The organism is Amycolatopsis coloradensis, from assembly GCF_037997115.1.
Taxonomy (GTDB): Bacteria; Actinomycetota; Actinomycetes; order Mycobacteriales; family Pseudonocardiaceae; genus Amycolatopsis; species Amycolatopsis coloradensis_A.
In genome coordinates this window covers 6,675,870-6,697,663 of the sequence record NZ_CP150484.1, presented here as the reverse complement: position 1 = coordinate 6,697,663, position 21,794 = coordinate 6,675,870, and the positions used below count along the sequence as shown (strand labels likewise).

At 68.9% G+C, this 21,794-nt stretch carries 19 protein-coding genes and 1 pseudogene; 14 read left to right on the top strand and 6 right to left on the bottom strand.

The genetic code is table 11. The features are described 5' to 3' along the window. Positions 1-166 precede the first annotated feature (166 nt). From LCL61_RS31065 to LCL61_RS31050, 4 genes are read right to left on the bottom strand one after another with little or no spacing between them, the layout of a single operon-like run. Positions 167-775, bottom strand: coding sequence for an acetoacetate decarboxylase family protein (locus LCL61_RS31065; protein WP_340688719.1), 609 nt, complete (start codon positions 773-775; stop codon positions 167-169). After that, positions 772-1,611 (bottom strand): enoyl-CoA hydratase-related protein, encoded by an 840-nt coding sequence (locus LCL61_RS31060; RefSeq protein WP_340683061.1) that lies wholly within the window; start codon positions 1,609-1,611, stop codon positions 772-774. The genes LCL61_RS31065 and LCL61_RS31060 overlap by 4 nt, the downstream gene beginning before the upstream one ends. Positions 1,612-1,652: 41 nt before the next feature. Further along, the gene (locus LCL61_RS31055; RefSeq protein ID WP_340683060.1) at positions 1,653-2,132 is read right to left on the bottom strand and encodes a tetratricopeptide repeat protein; all 480 of its coding nucleotides are present in this window, start codon (positions 2,130-2,132) and stop codon (positions 1,653-1,655) included. Beyond that, positions 2,129-2,521, bottom strand: coding sequence for a MerR family transcriptional regulator (locus LCL61_RS31050; protein WP_340688718.1), 393 nt, complete (start codon positions 2,519-2,521; stop codon positions 2,129-2,131). Before LCL61_RS31050 ends, LCL61_RS31055 begins: the two co-directional genes overlap by 4 nt. 50 nt (positions 2,522-2,571) lie before the next feature. Between LCL61_RS31050 and LCL61_RS31045 the strand changes: the two are divergent. The 13 genes and pseudogenes from LCL61_RS31045 (at position 2,572) to LCL61_RS30985 (ending at position 18,391) form a co-directional block, all read left to right on the top strand. Beyond that, positions 2,572-3,426, top strand: a pseudogene (locus tag LCL61_RS31045) (NAD(P)-dependent oxidoreductase). 281 nt (positions 3,427-3,707) lie between these two features. Then, positions 3,708-4,502 carry a TIGR03084 family metal-binding protein gene (locus LCL61_RS31040; protein WP_340683059.1) on the top strand — a complete coding sequence of 265 codons (795 nt, stop codon included), beginning with the start codon at positions 3,708-3,710 and terminating at the stop codon, positions 4,500-4,502. After that, positions 4,499-6,190 carry an acyclic terpene utilization AtuA family protein gene (locus tag LCL61_RS31035; RefSeq protein ID WP_340683058.1) on the top strand — a complete coding sequence of 564 codons (1,692 nt, stop codon included), beginning with the start codon at positions 4,499-4,501 and terminating at the stop codon, positions 6,188-6,190. The genes LCL61_RS31040 and LCL61_RS31035 overlap by 4 nt, the downstream gene beginning before the upstream one ends. Beyond that, positions 6,187-7,335: an acyl-CoA dehydrogenase family protein gene (locus LCL61_RS31030; protein WP_340683057.1), complete on the top strand. Its 1,149-nt coding sequence runs from the start codon at positions 6,187-6,189 to the stop codon at positions 7,333-7,335. Before LCL61_RS31035 ends, LCL61_RS31030 begins: the two co-directional genes overlap by 4 nt. Next, positions 7,332-8,930, top strand: coding sequence for an acyl-CoA carboxylase subunit beta (locus tag LCL61_RS31025; RefSeq protein WP_340683056.1), 1,599 nt, complete (start codon positions 7,332-7,334; stop codon positions 8,928-8,930). Before LCL61_RS31030 ends, LCL61_RS31025 begins: the two co-directional genes overlap by 4 nt. Positions 8,931-8,935: 5 nt before the next feature. Next, positions 8,936-10,888, top strand: coding sequence for a biotin carboxylase N-terminal domain-containing protein (locus LCL61_RS31020; RefSeq protein ID WP_340683055.1), 1,953 nt, complete (start codon positions 8,936-8,938; stop codon positions 10,886-10,888). After that, positions 10,885-12,051 (top strand): acyl-CoA dehydrogenase, encoded by a 1,167-nt coding sequence (locus tag LCL61_RS31015; RefSeq protein WP_340683054.1) that lies wholly within the window; start codon positions 10,885-10,887, stop codon positions 12,049-12,051. Before LCL61_RS31020 ends, LCL61_RS31015 begins: the two co-directional genes overlap by 4 nt. 68 nt (positions 12,052-12,119) lie before the next feature. Then, on the top strand, positions 12,120-12,971 hold the full coding sequence (locus tag LCL61_RS31010) for an NAD(P)-dependent oxidoreductase (protein WP_340683053.1): 852 nt from the start codon (positions 12,120-12,122) through the stop codon (positions 12,969-12,971). After that, positions 12,968-13,600 (top strand): TetR/AcrR family transcriptional regulator, encoded by a 633-nt coding sequence (locus tag LCL61_RS31005; protein ID WP_340683052.1) that lies wholly within the window; start codon positions 12,968-12,970, stop codon positions 13,598-13,600. The genes LCL61_RS31010 and LCL61_RS31005 overlap by 4 nt, the downstream gene beginning before the upstream one ends. Positions 13,601-13,687: 87 nt before the next feature. After that, a complete protein-coding gene (locus LCL61_RS31000) occupies positions 13,688-13,957 on the top strand; it encodes a hypothetical protein (RefSeq protein WP_126731876.1) in 270 nt (89 codons plus the stop codon). 123 nt (positions 13,958-14,080) lie between these two features. Continuing rightward, entirely contained in the window at positions 14,081-14,596 is a 516-nt protein-coding gene (locus tag LCL61_RS30995; RefSeq protein WP_340683051.1) for a hypothetical protein, read from the top strand. A gap of 182 nt (positions 14,597-14,778) precedes the next feature. Continuing rightward, positions 14,779-16,803 carry a hypothetical protein gene (locus LCL61_RS30990; protein ID WP_340683050.1) on the top strand — a complete coding sequence of 675 codons (2,025 nt, stop codon included), beginning with the start codon at positions 14,779-14,781 and terminating at the stop codon, positions 16,801-16,803. A gap of 49 nt (positions 16,804-16,852) precedes the next feature. Next, on the top strand, positions 16,853-18,391 hold the full coding sequence (locus LCL61_RS30985) for an amino acid ABC transporter substrate-binding protein (protein WP_340683049.1): 1,539 nt from the start codon (positions 16,853-16,855) through the stop codon (positions 18,389-18,391). Positions 18,392-18,895: 504 nt separating this feature from the next. Here the strand turns inward: LCL61_RS30985 and LCL61_RS30980 are convergent. Continuing rightward, complete coding sequence (locus LCL61_RS30980; RefSeq protein ID WP_340683048.1) at positions 18,896-19,846, bottom strand: chitinase; 951 nt, start codon at positions 19,844-19,846, stop codon at positions 18,896-18,898. A 223-nt stretch (positions 19,847-20,069) separates the two neighbouring features. Between LCL61_RS30980 and LCL61_RS30975 the strand changes: the two genes are divergently transcribed. Further along, positions 20,070-21,329 (top strand): GGDEF domain-containing protein, encoded by a 1,260-nt coding sequence (locus LCL61_RS30975; protein WP_340683047.1) that lies wholly within the window; start codon positions 20,070-20,072, stop codon positions 21,327-21,329. On the opposite strand, the gene LCL61_RS30970 is transcribed toward LCL61_RS30975, so the two are convergent. Next, the gene (locus tag LCL61_RS30970) at positions 21,326-21,763 is read right to left on the bottom strand and encodes a nucleoside deaminase (protein ID WP_340688717.1); all 438 of its coding nucleotides are present in this window, start codon (positions 21,761-21,763) and stop codon (positions 21,326-21,328) included. The two genes, LCL61_RS30975 and LCL61_RS30970, sit on opposite strands and share 4 nt — an antisense overlap. Between the last annotated feature and the right edge of the window lie 31 nt (positions 21,764-21,794).

Below are 21,794 nucleotides of genomic sequence, written 5' to 3'. Positions count from 1 at the left end.
GCACGTTCACAAAGCTGTCCGGCAACCGCTCCCGAGCGGTCTCCCCGTCGCTGGGCGGTACCGGTTCCCAGAGACTACATGTAGGGGTCGGAGGCTGCACGTGCCCCAATGGGTGGCGTGTCGTCGGCTCACCCTGGCGGGTTAGACGATCACGCTGTGCGGCTGGTCAGCCGCCGAAGACGATCTTGAAGTCGCGCAGGCAGGCGCTCAGCGCGGGCCGCTGACCGGCAAGGAAGCCGAGCGGGCCGGACTCGTTGATCCGCCAATCCGCGGCCGCGGGACGCGGGTTCGCCGTCGCTCGGACGGGGCTTCTTTTGAGACGGCCGTCCAGCATTTGGACGACGTCGAAGGCCGCGGGCATCCGCACCGGGAGGCCCGGGCGGGCGGTGAAGGCCGCCGTCGCGATCCAGTCTTCGTGGGTGGCCGCCGAGGCGGTGAAGGTCCGCCCATGGGCGAAGTCGAGCGCGGCGAGATCCTTGGGGATGCCCCACAGCGCGCGTCCGCCGGCGAGGGAGACCTCGCTGTCGACCCAGATGTCGGTGATGGAGCTGGAGAGGCGTTCGCCGCGGACCGCGACGGTCGCCAGCAGCTCGTGGTACTGAAGCTGCCCGGGCTCCTGGTAGTCGATCCACGCGGTGAACACCTGGGCGCGGACGCCCAGCGTGATCGGCTCGGCGCCGCCGGGCAGTTCGGGCAGTTCGCTCACTGGGACACGCCAGATCGACAGATACGCCTGCCCCGCCAGGTTCCAAGGCTCGGGGGGATAGGCGTTCACGAGTTCCGCCACGGCAGGTAGGCGGGCTGGTCGGTGTCTACACGCATGGAGAACTCCGGTGGTCGTTTCTGCAGGAAGGACACGACGCCTTCGACGGCGTCCGGACTGGAGCCCAGGCCGCCGATCAGCTTGGAGTCCAGTTCGTGCACGGGGAACGGCGATTCCGCGCTGGCCATGCGGTACAACAGCTGCCGGGTCACCGCGACCGACACCGGCGACGTGGTCGTGGCGATCTCGAGAGCCAGTTCGCGTGCCTTGCCGAGCACTTCCTCGGGCTCATGAACACTGTGGACCAGCCCGGCGGTTTTCGCTTCCTCGGCGCCGAAGACGCGGCCGCTGATCATCCAGTCGAGTGCCGTGCCCATCCCGACGAGCCGCGGGAGGAACCACGCGGACGCGCCTTCGGGGTAGATCCCGCGGCGGACGAAGACGAAACCGAACCGGGAATCCGTGGACGCCAGCCGGTAGTCGCACGACAGCGTGATCGTGACGCCGCCGCCGACGGCCGCGCCCCGCAGGGCCGCGATCACCGGCTTGTTCATCGTGAAGATCCGCTTCGAGCAGCGGCCCGCCGGTTCCTGCCACGCCGCGTCCGGCCCGGTCTCCGGATCGAAGTCGAAACCGCCCTGCGTGAGATCGGCGCCCACCGAGAAATCCTTGCCGTTGCCGGTCAGGATCACCACCCGGACCTCTTCGTCGCGGTCGGCCCGGTCCATCGCGTCGCCGAGTTCGTCGGCCATGCGAATGGTGTAGCCGTTGCGGGCTTCGGGCCGGTTGAGCGTGACCGTCGCGATGCGGTCTTCGACCTCGTAGGTGATTTCGGCGTACGCGCTCATGACGTGAAAGTAAGGCTACGTTGACAAGGTGTCAATAAGGCTCATTCGACGTCGTCCAGATGGTCCGCGTAGTACTCGACCGCTCGCCGGTACCGCTGGACGCCGTCGTCCGCGCTGGTCGCCGCGAGCACCTTCAACAAGGTTCCCGCCGCCTCGCGCGCCTCGCCGACGTTGTAGAGCGTCATCGCGAGGAACGTCCTCAGCGTCGCGTCGTCCGGGAACTCGCCGAGGCCGCGCCGCAAGGTCGCGAGCGACTCGTCGTACCGGCCGAGGACGCGATAGGTGCTGCCGAGCCCGACGAACACGCCGTGTCTGTCCTCTGTGGACAGACCGTCGCCCGCGAGCGCCTCTTCGTAGAACGGGGCCGCTTCGGCCTCCAGTCCGGCGGAATCGTGGGCCCAGGCCGTCTGGTAGGCGATCACGGCGTCCCGCGGGTGCCGCCCGGCCAGCTCGATCAGCCGCAGGCGCGCCTCGTCGGTGCCTTGCTCCCGCAGCCGGGTCGCTTCGTGTGCCTCGTTCACGCGGCGGCGCCGTCGAAAGGCGGATAGGTCTCGCCGCCGACCCGCTCGGCCACCAAGATGTACTCGGCCAGCGCGTCGCGCGATCGCGTCAGCTTGGCCAGCTGCTCGTCCAGGCGTCCGAGCCGCTCGCGCATCGCGGCCAGCAACTCGGGGCAGCCGATCAGCTCGGGTTCCTCGCCGATCGCGCAGGGGAGCAGGTACGCGATGTCTTCGGACGACAGGCCGGCGGCGAGCAGATGGCGGATCTGCTTCACCCGCAGCAAAGCCGTCTCGTCGTATTCGCGGTAACCGTTCGCGCCGCGGCTCGCCTCCAGGAGGCCTTGTGCCTCGTAGTAGCGCAACTGGTGGGCGTTGACGCCCGTCCGGTGACTCAGTTCACCGATCTTCATCGCTTTCCCCACTTGACCTTCATACCGGTATCAACGTTGACGATCGTGCCATGACAGACAACGAGAACACCCCGGTATCGGTCGTCGGCCTCGGTCTCATGGGCACCGCGCTCGCCCGCGCGTTCCTGAAGGCGGGGCATCCCACGACCGTGTGGAACCGGACGGCCGCCAAGGCGGACGCGCTCGTGGCCGAAGGCGCCCGGCTCGCGCCCACGATCGGCGACGCGCTCGGCACCGTGACGATCCTGTGCCTCACCGACTACTCCGCCGTGCGTGCGCTGCTCGGCGACGCCGCACTGGCGGGCACGACACTGGTCAACCTGACCTCGGGCGACTCCGCCTAGGCGCGGGAAACCGCCGCCTGGGTGGAAAAACAGGGCGCCCGGTACGTGGACGGCGCGATCATGGCCATCCCGTCGACGATCGGGACCGCCGACGCGGTGATCCTGCTGAGCGGGCCGCGGCCGGACTTCGGGCTCGGCGCTCTCGGCACGATCAGCCACCTCGGCGAGGACCCCGGACTCGCGTCCCTGTACGACGTCGCCGGCCTGACGATGATGTGGAGCGTCCTGAACGCGTGGCTTCAGGGCACGGCGATGCTCAAGACGGCCGGTGTCGACGCCGCGACGTACGCGCCCTTCGCGCAGCAGATCGCCGTCGGGGTCGCGGGCTGGCTGCCCGGGTACGCCGAACAGGTCGACAAGGATTCCTTCCCCGCGGAGGTGTCGGCCTTGGAAACCGATGCACGGGCAATGGCGCATCTGGTCGAGGAATGCGAAGCGCTGGGGGTGAACGCAGAACTGCCGAAGCTGTTCAAGGCGATGGCCGACCGGGCGATCGCCGGCGGGCACGGCGGGGAGCAGTACCCGGTGCTGATCCGGGAATTCGAGCGGGCGGGGAAGTAGGCGGCTCGCACGCCGGTCCGTGAAGGCCTCCTTGCCTACCCTGACGGTAGGGAAGGAGGCCTTCACTCCGTCACGGCGCTCCTCGGTCCTGAACGGGCGACGTCGAAGCAGGTGAAGGCGGCGGCGGACGAGGGAATCCGTTCGCTGGCCGGGGCCGTTCCGTCGCGCTGGACATCATCTCCGGTTGACCTCGCGGTTCCGTTCGTCTCCACAAAACAATCAGGCGTGCTTGATTTTTCCGGCGCGGGGTGCCAGCCTGAGGGAGACGCGAGGAGGCGGGCATGGCTGACCTGGGCGTGATCCTTGGGGATCTCGCGGCGGAATCGCAGGCCATCGACGACGTGGTGGCGGATCTGCCCGCGTCGGACTGGGCGCGGCGGACCCCGGCCGAAGGCTGGACGATCGCCCATCAGATCGCTCATCTGGCCTGGACGGACAAGAAGGCGCTGATCGCGGCGCGCGGATCCGAGGCCGAGTGGCAGGCCGAGATCGAAGGGCTGCTCGCGACGGGCGAATCCTACGTCGACGACGGCGCGGCGGAGGGCGCGAAGACGCCGCCGCGTGAGCTGCTGGCGGAGTGGCGCGCCGGCCGCGCGAAACTCGCTGACGCGCTCGCCGCGGTCCCCGACGGGCAGAAGGTCCCGTGGTACGGCCCGCCGATGAGCGCCGCGTCCATGGTGACGGCGCGCCTCATGGAGACCTGGGCACATGGCCAGGACATCTACGACGCGCTCGGCGTCGAGCGGGAGAACACCGCGCGGATCTGGCACATCGCCCGCTTCGGCACCCGCACTCGCGACTTCGCCTACAAGCTCAACTCGCTGTCCCCGCCCAGCGAGGAATTCCGCGTCGAGCTGACCGCGCCCGACGGCACCACTTGGGCGTTCGGCCCCGAGGACGCGGGGCAGCGGCTCACCGGCAGCGCCGTCGGCTTCTGCCTCGTCATCACCCAGCGCCGTCACCCCGCCGACACCGACCTGGTCGCCACCGGCAAGGACGTCGAAGAATGGCTCGGGATCGCGCAGGCCTTCGCCGGGCCGCCCGGTGCCGGGCGGAAACCGGGGCAGTTCGCATGACCCCGATCAGGATCGGCAACGCGTCCGGGTTCTACGGCGACCGGTTCTCCGCGGTCCACGAGATGCTCACCGGCGGCCCGCTCGACGTGCTGACCGGCGACTACCTCGCCGAGCTGACCATGCTCATCCTCGGCCGGGACCGGATGAAGGACCCGAACCGCGGGTACGCCAAGACCTTCCTGCGCCAGATGGAGCAGAATCTCGCGCTGGCGAAGGAAAAGGGCGTCAAGATCGTCGCCAACGCCGGCGGGCTCAATTCCGCGGGTCTCGCGGAGGCCCTTCGCGAACTGGCCGTGAAACTCGGCGTCGACGTCGCGATCGCGCACGTCGAGGGCGACGACCTCATCCAGCGCGCGGAAGAACTCGGCTTCGGCAAGACCCTGACCGCCAACGCGTATCTCGGCGCGTGGGGGATCGCGGAATGCCTGAACGCGGGCGCCGACATCGTGGTGACCGGCCGCGTCACCGACGCGTCGGTGATCGTCGGCCCGGCCGCCGCGCACTTCGGCTGGGCCCGCGACGACTACGACGCGCTGGCGGGCGCGGTCGCCGCCGGGCACGTGATCGAATGCGGCACGCAGGCCACCGGCGGCAACTACGCCTTCTTCACCGAGCACGAGATCGGCGTTCCCGGGTTCCCGATCGCCGAGATCTCCGCCGACGGCTCCAGCGTGATCACCAAACACCCCGGCACCGGCGGTGTCGTGAACGCCGGAACCGTGACCGCGCAACTGCTCTACGAGATCACCGGCGCCCGCTATGCCGGGCCGGACGTCACCGCGCGGTTCGACACGCTGACGCTGACCGAGGACGGCCCGGACCGCGTCCGGATCAGCGGCGTGACAGGCGAGCCGCCGCCTCCGGCGCTCAAGGTCTGCCTGAACGGGCTCGGCGGTTTCCGGAACGAGACGACGTTCGTCCTCACCGGACTCGACATCGAGGCGAAAGCCGCTCTGGTCAAGGAACAACTCGAAGGCGCGCTCAAGGCCAAGCCGCCGGCAGACGTCCAGTGGACCTTGGCCCGCACCGACCGGCCCGACGCCGAAACCGAGCAGCAGGCGAGCGCGCTGCTGCACGTCGCGGTGAAGGACGCCGACCCGGAGGTCGCCGGGCGCGCGTTCAGCGGCGCGGCGATCGAACTCGCGTTGGCGAGCTACCCGGGCTTCCACGTCACCGCGCCGCCCGCGGCCGCCTCGCCCTACGGCGTGTACCGGCCCGCTTTCGTCGACGCGCACGAAGTCCCGCACGTGGCCGTCCTGCCGGACGGGACGCGTCGCGACATCGCGCCCGCCGCCGAAACCCTGCCACTGTCCGATGTGGACGAGGACCGGCTGCCGGCGCCGTTCACCCAGGCGCAGGTCCGGCGGGCACCGCTCGGCAAGGTGGTCGGCGCCCGCAGCGGCGACAAGGGCGGCAACGCGAACGTCGGTGTCTGGGCACGCTCCGACGAGGCGTGGCGCTGGCTCGCGCACCGGCTCACCGTCACCGAGTTCAAACTGCTGCTCCCGGAGACCGCGGACCTCGAGGTCCGGCGGCATCTCCTGCCGAACCTGCGGGCGCTCAACTTCGTCGTCGAAGGCATCCTCGGCGAGGGCGTCGCGTCGCAGGCGCGGTTCGACCCGCAGGCGAAGGCGCTCGGGGAATGGCTGCGCTCCCGCGAGATCGACATCCCGGAGGCCCTCCTGTGACCGACCCCTTCTCCACGCCGGAACGCGCCGAACTGCGCAAGACCGTGCGGCGGTTCGCCGAAACCGAGATCCTGCCCCACCTCGAAGAGTGGGAACGCGAGGGCGAACTGCCCCGCGACCTGCACCGCAAGGCCGGGGAACTCGGGCTGCTCGGTGTCGGCTTCCCCGAGGAGGTCGGCGGCGGGGGTGGTGACTATCTCGACGCCGTCGTCATCGCCGAGGAACTGCACTACGCGGGCGGTTCCGGTGGGCTGTTCGCTTCGCTGTTCACTTGCGGCATCGCCGTCCCGCATATCGCGGCGGCCGGGGATCCGGTGCAGATCGAACGCTGGGTCCGGCCGACCCTGGAAGGCCACAAGATCGGCTCGCTCGCGGTCACCGAGCCCGACGGCGGCTCCGACGTCGCCGGGATTCGCACCACTGCGGTGCGCGAGGGCGACGAGTACGTCATCAACGGGGCCAAGACCTTCATCACCTCGGGCTGCCGCGCCGACTTCGTGACCACCGTGGTCCGCACCGGCGAAGCCGGCGCCCACGGGATCTCGCTCATCGTGGTCGAACGCGGCACGCCGGGCTTCACCGTCTCCCGCAAGCTGGAGAAGATGGGCTGGCTCTGCTCGGACACCGCCGAGCTGTCCTATGTGGATGTCCGGGTGCCCGCGGAGAACCTGATCGGCGCCGAGAACAGCGGGTTCGCGCAGGTCGCCACCCAGTTCGTCACCGAGCGGGTCTCGCTGGCGGTGCAGGGTTACGCGCACGCGCAGCGGGCTCTGGACCTGACGCTGGACTGGTGCCGCCTGCGCGAGACCTTCGGCCGTCCACTGATCTCCCGCCAGCTGGTGCAGCACAAGCTGACCGAGATGGCCCGCAAGATCGACGTCGCCCGTACCTACACCCGGCAGGTCGCCCAGCGGCACGTCGCGGGCGAAGAGGTCATCGCCGAAGCCTGTTTCGCGAAGAACACCGCCGTCGAGACCGCCGAATGGGTGGTCAACGAGGCCGTGCAGCTGCACGGCGGACTCGGCTACATGCGGGAGTCCGAAGTGGAGCGTCACTACCGTGACGTGCGCATCCTCGGTATCGGCGGCGGGACCAACGAGATCCTCACCGGCTTGGCCGCGAAGCGATTGGGATACACCGCATGAGCACGATCAGGTCCACTGTGGACACGCGGAGCGAGGAGTTCGCGGAGAACCGCGAATCCATGCTCGGCAAACTCGCCGAGATCGACGGCGAGCACGCCAAGGCGATCGCGGGCGGCGGCGAGAAGTACGTCGCCCGGCACCGCAAACGCGGCAAGCTGCTGGCCCGTGAGCGGATCGAGCTCCTCCTCGACGAGGATTCGCCGTTCCTGGAGCTGTCGCCGCTGGCGGCCTGGGGTTCGGACTACCAGGTCGGCGCCAGCGTGATCACCGGCATCGGCGTGGTCGAAGGCGTCGAGTGCATGATCTCGGCGAGCGACCCGACGGTCAAAGGCGGGGCGAGCAACCCGTGGACGGCCAAGAAGAGCTACCGCGCCGCGGACATCGCCGCGCAGAACCGGCTGCCGGTGATCAACCTCGTCGAGTCCGGCGGGGCCGATCTGCCGACGCAGAAGGAGATCTTCATCCCCGGCGGCCGGATCTTCCGTGACCTCACGCGGTCTTCGGCGGCGAAGGTGCCCACGATCGCGCTGGTGTTCGGCAACTCGACCGCGGGTGGCGCGTACCTGCCCGGCATGTCGGACTACGTCGTGATGGTCAAGGAACGGGCGAAGGTGTTCCTCGGCGGGCCGCCGCTGGTCAAGATGGCCACCGGCGAGGACTCCGACGACGAATCGCTCGGCGGCGCCGAGATGCACGCCCGCACCTCCGGTCTCGCCGACTATCTCGCGGCCGACGAAGAGGACGCGATCCGGCTCGGCCGCAGCATCGTCAAACGGCTCAACTGGACCAAACAGGGCCCGACGCCCAAGCCGGACTACGCGGAGCCGTTGTACTCCGCGGAAGACCTGCTCGGCATCGTGCCCACGGACCTCAAGGTGCCGTTCGACCCGCGCGAGGTGATCGCCAGGGTCGCCGACGGTTCGGACTTCGACGAGTTCAAACCCTTGTACGGCAGCAGTCTCGCCACCGGCTGGGCGAGTATCCACGGCTACCCGGTCGGTATCCTGGCCAACGCGCAAGGTGTGCTGTTCGGCGAGGAGTCGCAGAAGGCCGCGCAGTTCATCCAGCTGGCCAACCAGATCGACACGCCGCTGGTCTTCCTGCACAACACCACCGGCTACATGGTCGGCAAGGAGTACGAGCAAAGCGGCATCATCAAACACGGCGCGATGATGATCAACGCCGTGTCGAACTCGAAGGTCCCGCATCTGTCGGTGCTCATGGGTGCCTCGTACGGCGCCGGGCACTACGGCATGTGCGGCCGGGCTTACGATCCCCGGTTCCTTTTCGCTTGGCCCAGCGCGAAATCCGCGGTCATGGGGCCGCAGCAGCTGGCGGGTGTGCTGTCCATCGTGGCCCGTGCCGCCGCCGCGTCGCGCGGTCAGGAGTACAACGAGGAGCACGACGCCGCCATGCGCGCCATGGTGGAGGGGCAGATCGAGGCGGAGTCGATGCCGATGTTCCTCTCCGGGATGCTCTACGACGACGGGATCATCGATCCCCGCGACACCCGAACGGTGCTCGGGCTCAGCCTGTCCGTGATCCACAATGGACCAGTGAAGGGCGCCGAGGGCTTCGGCGTCTTCAGGATGTGAGCGGCATGATCGAGAAACTTCTGGTCGCCAACCGCGGTGAGATCGCCCGCCGCGTGTTCCGCACCTGCCGCGACGCCGGGATCGGCACGGTCGCGGTGTTCTCTGACGCGGACGCCGACGCGCCGCACACGGCCGAGGCGGATATCGCCGTCCGTCTTCCGGGCAACGCGCCCGCCGACACGTACCTGCGGGCCGAGCTGCTGATCAAGGCAGCCGTGGAGACCGGTGCCGACGCGATCCACCCCGGCTACGGGTTCCTGTCCGAGAACGCCGCCTTCGCCCGCGCCGTGATCGACGCCGGGCTCACCTGGGTCGGCCCGCCGCCGGAGGCCATCGAGAGCATGGGCTCCAAGGTCGAGTCCAAGCGGATGATGGCCGAGGCCGGGGTCCCGATCCTGTCCGAATTGGACCCGGCCGAGGTCACCGAAGCCGACCTTCCGTTGCTGGTCAAGGCTTCTGCCGGGGGTGGCGGACGCGGTATGCGTGTCGTGCGCACGCTCGGCGAACTCGCCGAGGCCGTCGAAGGCGCGAGCGCGGAGGCCGCGTCGGCGTTCGGCGACCCGACCGTGTTCTGCGAGCGGTACCTGGAAACCGGCCGTCACATCGAGGTCCAGGTGCTCGCCGACACCCACGGCACGGTGTGGGCGGTGGGGGAGCGGGAGTGCTCGATCCAGCGCCGTCACCAGAAGGTCGTCGAAGAGGCGCCGTCGCCGTTCGTCGACGAAGCCATGCGGGAGGCGTTGTTCGACGCCGCGCGCAAAGCCGCGCAGGCGATCGATTACGTCGGCGCCGGGACGGTCGAGTTCCTCGCCGGACCGGACGGGCGCTTCTACTTCCTGGAGATGAACACCCGGCTCCAGGTGGAGCATCCGGTCACCGAGGCCACGACCGGACTCGACCTCGTCTCACTGCAACTGCGGATCGCCGAGGGCGAGCATCTCCCGATCGAGGAGCCGGAGACCAGGGGCCACGCGATCGAGGTCCGGCTCTACGCCGAGGACCCGGCCGCGGGCTGGCAGCCACAGAGCGGCACCTTGCACCGCTTCGAGCTGCCCGCCGCGCAGCGGGAGTTCGAAGTCGGTCCGGGTGTCCGGCTGGACTCCGGTTTCGTCAGCGGCCAGACCGTCGGCGTGCACTACGACCCGATGCTCGCCAAGGTCATCGCCTACGCCCCGGATCGCCGGAGCGCGGCGCGGGCACTGGCCGGCGCCTTGGCCGGGGCCCAGATCCACGGCGTGGTGACCAACCGCGATCTGCTGGTGAACGTCCTGCGCCACGAGGCCTTCCTCGCCGGCGAGACCGACACGGCGTTCTTCGACCGGCACGGACTCGAAGCCCTGGCCCGTCCACTGGCCACTGTGGACACCGTACGGATTTCCGCGCTGGCCGCGGCTTTGGCCGGTGCTGCCACGAACCGCTCGGAGGCCCGGGTCCAGAGTCGGCTGCCGAGCGGCTGGCGCAACGTCCGGTCCCAGGGACAGCGCAAACGTTTCCGTCACGGCGACGTCGAGATCGAAGTCGGCTACAGCCTCGGCCGGGACGGTCTGCGCGCCGACGGTTTCGAAGGTGTCGAACTGGTTTCCGCCGAGAGCGGCGACGTGGTCCTGGAGGTCTCCGGGGTGCGGCGGAAGTTCGCCGTCGCCCGGTACGGCGACACGGTGTACGTCGATTCGCCGGAAGGCGCCGTCGAACTGGGTGTGGTGCCGAGGTACACGGATCCCGACGCGGCGCTCGCCGCCGGATCGCTGGTGGCGCCGATGCCGGGCACGGTGGTCCGGCTCGCGGTCGAGGCGGGCGACACCGTCAAGACCGGCGATCCGTTGCTGTGGCTCGAAGCGATGAAGATGGAACACCGGATCGCGGCGCCGGCCGACGGCGTCGTGACGGAACTCCCGGTGGTGGTCGGACAACAGGTCGAAGTGGGCACGATCCTCGCGGTGGTAGGAGACGACGAATGAACGCGATGAACTTCACCGAGCCCGAGGAGCGCGTCGCGCTGCGGGCCGCGGTCGCCGAACTCGGCAAGAAGTACGGGCACGAGTACTACGCGAAACAGGCCCGTGCCGGGCTCAAGACCGACGAGCTGTGGGCCGAGGCCGGACGGCTCGGCTACCTCGGCGTGAACCTGCCCGAGGAGTACGGCGGCGGGGGAGCGGGGATCGCGGATCTCGCCGCGGTGCTCGAAGAACTCGCCGCGGCGGGCTGCCCGCTGCTGCTCATGGTCGTCTCGCCGGCGATCTGCGGCACGGTGATCTCGCGGTTCGGCACCGAGGAACAGAAGAAGCGCTGGCTGCCCGGCATCGCCGACGGCAGCGGGCGGATGGTCTTCGCGATCACCGAACCGGACGCCGGGTCGAACTCGCACAAGATCACCACCACCGCGAAACGCGACGGCGACGGCTGGGTCCTCAGTGGACGGAAGGTCTACATCTCCGGTGTCGACGAGGCGGACGCCGTCCTGGTCGTCGGCCGCACCGAAGACGCGAAGACCGGCAAGCTCAAGCCCGCGCTGTTCACCGTCCCGACCGACACACCCGGTTTCGAGTACAAACAGATCGAGATGGACATCGTCTCGCCGGAGAAGCAGTTCGGCCTGTTCCTCGACGACGTCCACCTGCCGGCCGACGCGCTGGTCGGCGAGGAGGACGCGGCGATCGCGCAGCTCTTCGCCGGGCTCAACCCCGAACGCATCATGGGCGCGTCGTTCTCGCTCGGCATCGCGAGGTACGCGCTGGGCAAGGCCGTCGCCTACGCCAACGAGCGCAAGGTGTGGGGCGCGCCGATCGGCACCCACCAGGGGCTCGCGCATCCGCTGGCCGAGATCAAGATCGAGCTGGAACTGGCGAAGCTCATGACGCAGAAGGCCGCGTCGCTCTACGACTCCGGTGACGACTTCGGCGCGGGCGAGTCGGCGAACATGGCGAAGTACGCCGCCGCCGAGGTCGCCATCCGCGCGGTCGACCAGGCCGTGCAGACCCACGGCGGCAACGGTCTCGCCAGCGAATACGGGCTGGGCACGCTGGTCACGGCCGTCCGGCTGGGCCGGATCGCGCCGGTGAGCCGCGAGATGGTGCTCAACTTCGTCGGCCAGCACAGCCTGGGCCTGCCCCGGTCCTACTGACTCGTGAGTGGTTAGGACGGTTCTAACCGTCCTAACCACTCACGAGCCCACTACGGAAGGCGAGCTCCATGCCCACTCTCCACGGCAAGACGATCATCATCTCCGGCGGCAGCCGCGGGATCGGCGAGGCCATCGCGGTGCGCGCCGCCCGCGACGGAGCGAACATCGCCCTGCTCGCGAAGACCGCCGAGCCGCATCCGAAGCTGCCGGGCACGCTCTACACCGCCGCCAAGGCGATCGAGGACGCCGGCGGGCAGGCACTGCCGATCGTCGGCGACGTCCGCGACGACACGTCGGTCGAGGCCGCGATCGCGCGGACGGCTGAGCAGTTCGGCGGGATCGACATCGTGCTGAACAACGCCAGCGCGATCGACCTGACCCCGACCGAGTCGGTCAGCATGAAGCGCTACGACCTGATGCAGGACATCAATGCGCGCGGGTCTTTCCTGCTGTCGAAACTCGCCATCCCGCACCTGAAGCAGGCGGAGAACGCGCACATCCTGACGCTGTCCCCACCGATCAGCCTCGACGAGAAGTGGTTCCGCGCCGGGCACCTCGCGTACAGCATCGCGAAGTACTCGATGAGCCTGGTGACGGTCGGGCTCGCCGCGGAACTGCGGCGGTACGGGATCGCGGCGAACTCGCTGTGGCCGCGGACGACGATCGACACCGCGGCGATCCGCAACGTCGTCGGCGCGGAACTGGCGGCGAAGTCGCGGACGCCGGAGATCATGGCGGACGCGGCGCACGCGATCCTGACCAAGCCGAGCACCGAGGCGACGGGGAACTTCTACCTCGACGACGAGGTGCTGGCCGCCGCAGGGGTCACGGACTTCTCGAAGTACCGCGTCGGCGGACGCGAGGAAGACCTGCAGCTCGATTTCTGGGTCGAAAGCCGTACCCCAGAATCAGGGCCATGATCCGCGAACCACAGCAAGAGCGCAGCCGGACGACCCGGCGGCGGCTGGTCGAGGCCGCCGTCGAGACGATCGGGGAGCTGGGCTGGCACGGGACCACCGTCGCGCTGATCGCCGAACGCGCCGGTGTCTCGCGCGGCGCCGCCCAGCACCACTTCCCGACCAGGGAGGACCTGGTCGCGGCCGCGGTCGAGCATGTCGGCGAGATCCAGATCGTGGAACTGCGCGCCCGCGCCGCGGAACTGCCGTCGGGGCGGTCGCGGATCGAGCGGGCCGTCGACATGGTGCTCAACCTCTACAGCGGGCCGCTGTTCCGCGCCGCGCTCCACCTCTGGGTCGCGGCGTCGACCGACGAGTCCCTGCGCGCGACCCTGGTGCCGCTGGAGGCGCGGGTCGGGCGGGAAGCGCACCGGGTGACCGTCGAGCTGCTCGGCGTCGACGAGTCCCACCAGGGCGTTCGCGAGCTGGTCCAGGCCACTCTCGATCTTGCCCGCGGCCTGGGGCTGGCGAACCTGCTGACCGACGACACGAAGCGGCGCAAGCAGATCGTCGCCCAGTGGGCACGGGTACTGGAGCCACCACTGGCGTCGGCGAAGATCTCACGGAACCGAGAAGTCACCGACAACGTCTGAGATCTTGTTAACACTGATGGAGCAGCGGCCGATAACACGGTGTGAGTGCTGCTGATTCAGGTGGCTGATCGAGAGAGGTCCAGTCCGGTGTCCGGTTCAGAGGTCGAACTGTCCCATCGCGCGATGGCGATGCTGCGAGCGGTCGCGGCGCGCCGTGCCCAGATGTCGTGCAGCTGCGAGCCGGATCTCTTCATCGACGGGTTCGCCTGTTGCGATCAGATGACCGCGCACGCGCTCGCCCGCGGCGGGTACATCCGCCCCGGCGAGTCCACCGGCCCCGCCGCGGTCACCGGCCGGGTGCCCGCCGAGCTGACCGAGGCGGGCGAAGCCGCCATCGCGGTCACCGCGGCAGCCTGACCTTTCACCGCATCGTCTGTCCGCAGTGGACGACGACCGTTTACAACCACCTCCCGCGTTCCTAGGATCCACCCCGGGATGAGGCCGTCGCCGTCGAGCGGCGGACCGGGTAGGGAGGTGCCGATGGCACGCACGGCTCGCCACGATTCCGGCGGGGACGCCCTCAGCGAGTTGATGCGGAAAGCCGGCGCTGCACCTCGTCGCCGGGAGCCGCGCGGGCCGAAGCACCGGGCTCCGGACGCCGCTCCCGGGAGCGGGAGGATCCGGCGGATCTCGGCGCTTTCGGCGGGCGGTCTCGTCGTCGGCGGGCTGCTGGCCGCGCTGCTCACCCCGAGCGACCAGGCCGAGGTCGTCCCCGGGATGCCGCTCTCGCCGCCGTCGCTGACCATCGCCCCGCAGGCCGTCGAGGTCCCGGACGACGCGGTGTCCTCACCTGTCCCGTCGGGGCCGTCGGGTGGCAGTGTCGCCCCTCCGCCGCCGATGACCGCGTCGATGCACGGCTCGGAGACGCCGTCCCCGACGCCCACGCCGCGGCCCGAGGAACGGCCGGATCCGCGTGCCGGTCACCGCGAGTGGTATTACGACTGGAATCACGGCGGATACCCCGGCGGCGGCCGCTGGCCGCAATGGGGTAGATAGCGCCGATCGGGTGATCGACGGCGTCGCGCGCTGTCGAACAAGAATTACGATTCATCCCTGATTTCGTCCGTTCGTGTCCGGTGCCCCTTTTCCGGTGTCCCGGCTCCGGCCGGGTACCTACGATGGTTCGCACTCTCCATTCCTCCCGGAGCATGACTAGGGGCTGAACAGGAAAAATGAGTGTGGACCGACATTCTCCCGCGGTGCAGCTCGCCCGGAGAATGCTGCTCAACCGCGAGACGGGGAATCCGTCCCGCCCGCAGCCGGTGACGCTGCTCCTCGGGCCGGTCGGTTCGGGGAAGACCACAGCACTGGAAGCGATCCGCCGTGACCTGGGCTGGGGTGTCGTGCACGCCGGATTCGATTTCGGGCAGGGCGGCAGGGCGGGCACCATCGACGTGCTCACGAAACTGGCCTATGGATTGTCGAGTAAATGGCGAAATCGGCCGAAACCGCAGTTCGTTCGGTTCACGATCGCGTTGATCGCAGTTCAGGCGGAGCTTTCCGGCCGAAATCGCGACGAAGACCTCGTGCAACTGAAATCGCTGCTCAACAGTTTTCACGGAATCATCTGGACACCGGCGCTGGACAGAGCGCTCGACACGCTGACCGAGACGGCGAAGGCGACCGGCCTCGTCGAGCCCCCGTATGCGGACTTGTTCCGCCAGACGTTCCCGCATCTGGTCCGGAACATCCGGCCGCGGCTCGGCAAAGCGCTGCGGTCGCTCGCGGACTTCCCCAACGCCGAGGGGAGATCGCCGTTCGACGCGCTGCTCGAACTCAACCGGCTCGCGCACGGCAGCGCCCGCGACGCCAAGGCGGTCAACGAGTGGCTGATGGCGGCGTTCCTCGGCGACGTCCGGGAGAACCATCCGCGGATGGCCAAGCCGGAGGAGAAGAGCCCCTGCACCTGCGACATCTCGCCGCAGCGCAGGCACTGGCACAACTGGGTGGTGGTGCTGGACGACGTCGACCACGCCGGCGGCACCGAGTTCCTCGCCGACCTCATCGCCGCGCGAGAGCGCTACGCCGTCCAGCATCCGAACGACCGCGAAGCCCACGACGCGCTGCTGGTGATCGCCACCAGCGGGCGGTGGCACGACGACTGGGGAACCGCCTGGTTGGCGCCGTGGAAACCCGCGTCCGGCGCCCCGCCCGCCGTCCGGACGATCGCGGACTGCGAGGAGGCCTCGTACGACGACTGGGCGAACCCGGCCAACGGGGCGCTCGACTCGCCCTACTACCCGGTCCGGATCTCGCCCCAGTCGATCGGGCGGATCGCGCGTATCCTCGATTCCGGCGCGCGCACGCCCAAGGTCACGCTCGCGCACCGGGCGACCGGCGGACTGCCGTCGGCGGTCGAACAGCTCGCGGGGCGGTTGCGGGCGAGCGACGCGCGCGAAGGCGACCGCGATCTGCTCACCACCGATCCTCGTGACGAACAGGATCCCTGCTACCGCAGGCTGACCGAGCTCGCTTTGACCGAGCACCTCGACGACGTCCACGTCGACGACTTCGTGACCGCGGCCCCGTTCGCGACCGCGCCCTGGCTGATCCCGGACGCCGCGCAGAGCCGGATCGACCAGCCGCACGTCGGGCGGATCCTGACCGAACTGCGCACCTCGTTGTGGGTGAGGGCGCGGAACTCGCCGGGTTCCACGGACGACCAGGCGGCCCTGCATCCCTGGATCGCCGCGAACCTGGTGTCCGCGCTGGCCCGGCGCGGTGACGGCGACGGGCCGACCTACACCGACCAGTTCAAGGCCCTGCGCGACGATCCGGACACCGCGCAGGATCCGGTGCGCCTGGCCTACTGCAACCTCGCGCTGGGCGACATCGGCGAGGTGGTCACCTTCTTCGAACGCGAGTTCAACCGGATCCCGCACGCGGAGTGGATCGCGAAACTCGAGCTGGTCCTGAACGCGCCGGACGATCTGCCGCCCGAGCGGGATCACGCGGAGCTGTACGAAGAACTCGTCAATCTGGACAACGCGCGGTGCCCGAACGACCGGTCCGAGATCCGGAACAACGTCGCCCGGCTCATCGCGGCGGGCTGGCTGACCGCCAACCCGTTCGCCGTGCGCGGGCAGGACCAGCACCAGGTGATCGCGAACGCCTTCGCCGCGCTGGCCACCACCTCGCATCAGCCCGACGTCGGCGCGCTCGTGTCGGCGAAGGAAGCCGCCCGCCGCGGCGAATTCCCCTGACCCGGAACGGAACTCTGTGATGTCCTGGCTCGATTCGTTGAGAACACGCATGTCCGAGGCCCGTGAACGTGCGGTGACGGGACCGCCGGTCCGGCCACGCGGCTGGGCGCGCCGCCATCGGCTGCTGCTGATCCTGGCCGTGGTCGTGCTGGCAGGGGCGTTGCTGGCGGGGTTCAGACCGTGGGAGTCCTGCGGTTCCGGGCTGCGGGCGGTGGACGCGGACGAGGAGTCGGTCGGGTCGTCTTACGTCTGCGTCGGGCTGAACCTCGACTCCGGCCCGATGCGGGACGACGATCCGCTCGACCCGCTGGAGAAGTTCATCAAGAGCCGCAACGAGATGGCGGGGGACAACTTCAAGACCATCGTGGTGCTGGAGAACCTCGCGCCCGATCCGAAGGTCGACAGCCAGCCGTTCCCGTTCGTGCGGCGGGAGGTCCAGGGTGCGATCACCGCGGCGTGGCCGAAGAACGGGCCGCCGGGGATCAAGCTCCTGCTGGCCAATTACGGGAGCAACGCCGATCACTGGCGCGTCGTCGCCGAGGAGATCGTCGCCGCGGCCGCCGCCCAGCGCATCGTGGCGGTCACCGACGTCGGTACCAGCTCGGAGAACAGCCGGGCGCTGGTGGCCGAACTGTCCAGGCACGGTATCGCCACGATCGGCGCGACCGTCACCGCGGACAACATGAACACCGACCCGAAGGGCGCGCGGATCGACAACTTCTTCCGCGTGGGCCCGACCAACACCGACGAGGCCCGCGCCGCGGCCGGATACATCGCCGCGCACGGATTCCGGCGCGTGATGATGATCCAGGGAGTCAGCAAGGAGGACACCTACGCGACCACGCTCGCCGAGGCGTTCCAGAACTCGTCGAAGGTCCCGGTCGTGTTCACCAAGACCTATGACGTCAAACCGCTCGCCGACACTTCGCGCGAGGCGTACCTGCGGGGGCTGTTCAGCAGATGGCACAACGACATCTGCGGTGCGAAACCCGATTTGATCTACTTCGCCGGCCGCGGGCTCGATCTCGGCGCCCTCGTGGCGGCGCTGGCGGGCGACGGCGCCTGCGAGGGCCTCGACACGGTGACCGTGATGACCGGGGACGACGCGAGCACGCTAGCCGGGAAACCCTTGGAGCTGAACAAGGACATCAGTGTCCGGCTCCGCTACACGGCGCTCGCTTATCCCGACCAGTGGGATATGTTCACCGTCGATCCGGCGCATCCCACGTACAAGAAGAACTACGACAACTTCGTCGCGGAATTCACCGGTACCCACGGTTTTCCCAAGGGGGAATTGTGGGACGGCGCCGCGATGATCGAACACGACGCGGTCGCCGCGGCCGTCGAAGCGGCCGTGCAGAACGTGTCGGCGGATCCGGTCTCGGTGGCGAACGTGTTGCGCAGCATCGACTGCAACTCCCCGGTGCCCGGCGCGACCGGCTTCATCGCGTTCGACCAGGCGACGGGGAACCAGCTCGACAAGGCGTTGCCGATCCTGTCGATCGATCCGGACGGTTCGGTGCATCCGGTCGACCTCGTGTGGTCGCGCGGACGGCCGCTGAACACGGCGCCGGACTGCGGTCGCTGACTCGCTCCGGTTCCGAGTTCTCTTGAGGGGTAGGGCCTTCGCGACGCGTACTGGCGTTACGCCACGCGTAGTGGAGGCCTCCTTCCCTGCTTTCAGGGTCAGGGTCCAGGCAAAGTCGTGTTCACGCTGCCCAAGTGGGTGGCGGAGGGCCCGTCACGGTGGCCTGACACTTCTCGACTGTCCGCAGGGGCGCTTTCGGGGTGACTGTGCCTGATTCGGGCGTTTTGCGAAGGGGTCGTGAGTGATGAGGAGGGTTAGAACCGTCTTTATCACTCACGACCCCGGCCAAAATCGCACAGATAGGCATCAAACGGACATTTATCTGTCTTCTGGTGTCCTTTGTGGACATCGTCCGTTCAGGGCTCTGTCATCGGCCCCGTTCGGGAGGTCCACCTCGAATCACCAAGAACGGCACCGGCCAGCGTTTGTGCGACTTCGCCGGGACCCGGACTCTCAAGGTAGGGAAGGAGGCCTTCACGGACTGACACCGGTGGGGAACGGAAGTCAGCCGGTGTAACCCGCCACGATCTTGGTGTAGTCGTACTTGCCCTGCGAGATTCCCGCGCAGTTGTCGCAGTCGCGATTCACGGCCCAGAACGACAGCCGGGCGAGGTGTTTGCTCGCCGCGTAGTCGCGGATCGCGCGGAAGTCGGCGACGCTGACGGTCTCGCCCGCCACATCGGTCTTCCCGTTCATCGACGAAAGCCCGCTGCGCCGGTAGGCCGCGTCGTCACTCAGGCCGAAAGTGGACTTCACGACATTCTTCAGCCCGTCCACGGCACTGCGTGTCTTGCCGGCCATGTCACCGCCGCTGGAGAAGTCGAACGGCATGACCGACCACGCGTCGACCCCCGCGCCGAGCACTTTCGACTGGTTGATCAGCCGCTTGCCGTGCGCGTTGGGGCCGCCGACCTCGGTCGGGATGGTGATGACCACGCGCAGGCCGGGGTTCTTCTGCTTCGTGATCTTGACGGCGTTCAGGATCCGATCCTGGACGGTGTAGTTCTCGAACTCGTCGGTGTTCTCGACGTCGAGGTCGATCGCCTTGAGTTTGTAGGCGTCGATGACCTTCTGATACGCACCGGCGAGTGCCGCGGGAGTGCCGCACTTCGGGCCGAGCTTCGTGCCCGACCAGCCACCGAACGACGGGATGACGTCACCGCCGTTGGCCCGGATGTTGTTGATCATCGTGACGTCGGAGCCGGTGAGGGAACGGCTGCCGTCCCATTTCGGATTGCATCCGCCGTCGGAGAGGATGAACGCGAGGGTGAAGGCCTTGACGCCGGTGGCGTTCATGGCGGCGATCGGGTCCGTCTGTCCCGACCACTGGTACAGATAGGGCGAGGCGAGCACCGGATCCGGGGCCGCCGAGGCGACGGGGGCGAGGCCGGCGGCCGTGGCGAGAGCGGCGCCGACGGTGGTGGCCAGTGTTGCCCAGCGTCGTAAGGATTTCATCGGTCCTCCAACTGGTACGCGCGCGGCGAGGCGCGCAGGTGTGGAGCACCTCCGTCTTGACGCGGCGTATCAACCGGGAGGGTGCGCCTACTCACGGTGGACTAGACCATTGAGGACTGTCAAGAATTCACCGGAATACCCGCCGGAAACGACCGACCTTAGTAGGGGGGCATGACCCGGAAAGCGGATCGACACCATCGCGATTACCGGCTAGTTTGCCGAAATGGTGGGGGACTCGCTGATGGCGACCGGAAGCCGCGACCGGAGAGACCGGCTCGCCGCGCCGCGGCGGGTACTGGGGTCGTGGAGCCTGTGGGAATTACCCAGGCGAGGCCTGATCGGGTACCTGCTCCTCGTCGACTTCGCCGCCATCGCCGCCACCACCTACCTCTTCGTCCTGCGGCCGCCCGCGCCGTCGTCGTTTCTTCCGTTTTCCGCTCTGTTAACCGGAATGGTCCTCAGCGCGGAGCTTTCGCGCCCCGTCGAGCGGTCCCGCGCGGACACCCGGCTCGGCGCCGGACTGGACGCGGCGTGGATTTTCGCGGGTGCGCTCCTGCTGCCGCCCGCTCTGGCGGCGGTGCTCGTCGTCGCCTCGGCGGGATATCGCTGGTTCCGGATCCGGCGCGGGATCCCGCACCGGCAGGTGTTCGCGGCGTCCGCGACCATGCTTTCGGCGCTCGGCGCCTCGATCACCCCGGTACTGCTGGGTGCGCCGCCGTTCATCGGCGCGGCAAGGGATTTCGAAAGTTTCGCCCTGGTCTTCGCGACCGGTCTGGTTTTCCTGTCCGTCGACGCGGCCTTGGCCGCACCGGCGGCCGAATTCGGGGCGGAACCGTCGGGATTCGCCTTCGACGCGGCGATGGTCGCGTTCGGACTGTTGCTCGCGTGGTCGGCGGCGGACTGGCCGTTCGTCACCGTGGTACTCGCGGGCGCGCTCGTGGTACTTCACCGGGCGGGGACGATGCGTGCGCTGCGTGGTCACGCGGGCACGGACTCCGGCACGGGACTGCTCACCGCGTCGTCCTGGTTGGACGGTGCCCGCACCCAGTTCGAGCTGCTTCGCGGCCGTGGCGCCGATCTTTCGCTGCTGATGCTCGATCTCGACCATTTCGCCCGGCTCAACGACCGGCACGGCAGGCACGTCGGGGACGACGTCCTGCGGGCCGTGGCGGACACCTTGCGCGCCGAGGTCCGTGCCGCTGACCTGGTCGGCCGGTTCGGCGGCGAGGAATTCGTGGTCCTGCTGCCCGGCACGAGCCGGTTCGACGCGCACGCGATCGCCGAACGCATCCGGCTGCGGATCTCCTCGACGTTCGTCTCACTGGGTGGGACGTTCGCGGGGACGACCGTCTCGATCGGAGTGTCGTCGCATCCCACCTGCGGCGAGACGCTCGACCGGCTCGTCGGCGCGGCGGACCAGGCGCTGCGCGCGGCGAAGGGAGCCGGGCGCAACCGGACCGTCGTCTTCGAGGCCGAAACCTAGTCCTCGGCCGGGACGCCGATGTCTTCGAACCACAGGTCCGGGTGATCCCGGATGAACTCGGTCATCAGCGCGGTGCACGCCGGATCGTCGAGCAGGGTGATCTCGACGCCGTGTTCCTCGAGCCAGCCGTGGCCGCCTTCGAACGTGGTGGCCTCGCCGATGACGACCCGGCCGATGCCGAACTGGCGCACCAGCCCGCTGCAGTACCAGCAGGGGGACAGCGTGGTGACCATGATCGTGTCCCGGTAGTGCGGCCGCCTGCCCGCGTTCCGGAAGGCCGAGGTCTCGGCGTGCATCGACGGGTCGCCGTCCTGGACCCGGCGGTTGTGGCCGCGGCCGAGCAGGACGCCGCCGGTGTCGAAGAGGGCGGCACCGATCGGGACCCCGCCCTCGGACTTGCCGAGTTCGGCCTCTTCACGGGCGACGGACAGCATTCGCGCGGGATCGATCACCTGGGTCACCTTA

Bases quoted from the DNA above. Each gene is read 5' to 3' on its own strand.
- LCL61_RS31060 (WP_340683061.1), bottom strand. From the start codon at position 1,611: ATGAGCGCGTACGCCGAAATCACCTACGAGGTCGAAGACCGCATCGCG.
- LCL61_RS31050 (WP_340688718.1), bottom strand. From the start codon at position 2,521: ATGAAGATCGGTGAACTGAGTCACCGGACGGGCGTCAACGCCCACCAG.
- LCL61_RS31040 (WP_340683059.1), top strand. From the start codon at position 3,708: ATGGCTGACCTGGGCGTGATCCTTGGGGATCTCGCGGCGGAATCGCAG.
- LCL61_RS31035 (WP_340683058.1), top strand. From the start codon at position 4,499: ATGACCCCGATCAGGATCGGCAACGCGTCCGGGTTCTACGGCGACCGG.
- LCL61_RS31025 (WP_340683056.1), top strand. From the start codon at position 7,332: ATGAGCACGATCAGGTCCACTGTGGACACGCGGAGCGAGGAGTTCGCG.
- LCL61_RS31020 (WP_340683055.1), top strand. From the start codon at position 8,936: ATGATCGAGAAACTTCTGGTCGCCAACCGCGGTGAGATCGCCCGCCGC.
- LCL61_RS31015 (WP_340683054.1), top strand. From the start codon at position 10,885: ATGAACGCGATGAACTTCACCGAGCCCGAGGAGCGCGTCGCGCTGCGG.
- LCL61_RS31010 (WP_340683053.1), top strand. From the start codon at position 12,120: ATGCCCACTCTCCACGGCAAGACGATCATCATCTCCGGCGGCAGCCGC.
- LCL61_RS31005 (WP_340683052.1), top strand. From the start codon at position 12,968: ATGATCCGCGAACCACAGCAAGAGCGCAGCCGGACGACCCGGCGGCGG.
- LCL61_RS30995 (WP_340683051.1), top strand. From the start codon at position 14,081: ATGGCACGCACGGCTCGCCACGATTCCGGCGGGGACGCCCTCAGCGAG.
- LCL61_RS30985 (WP_340683049.1), top strand. From the start codon at position 16,853: ATGTCCGAGGCCCGTGAACGTGCGGTGACGGGACCGCCGGTCCGGCCA.
- LCL61_RS30980 (WP_340683048.1), bottom strand. From the start codon at position 19,846: ATGAAATCCTTACGACGCTGGGCAACACTGGCCACCACCGTCGGCGCC.
- LCL61_RS30975 (WP_340683047.1), top strand. From the start codon at position 20,070: ATGGTGGGGGACTCGCTGATGGCGACCGGAAGCCGCGACCGGAGAGAC.
- LCL61_RS30970 (WP_340688717.1), bottom strand. From the start codon at position 21,763: ATGCTGTCCGTCGCCCGTGAAGAGGCCGAACTCGGCAAGTCCGAGGGC.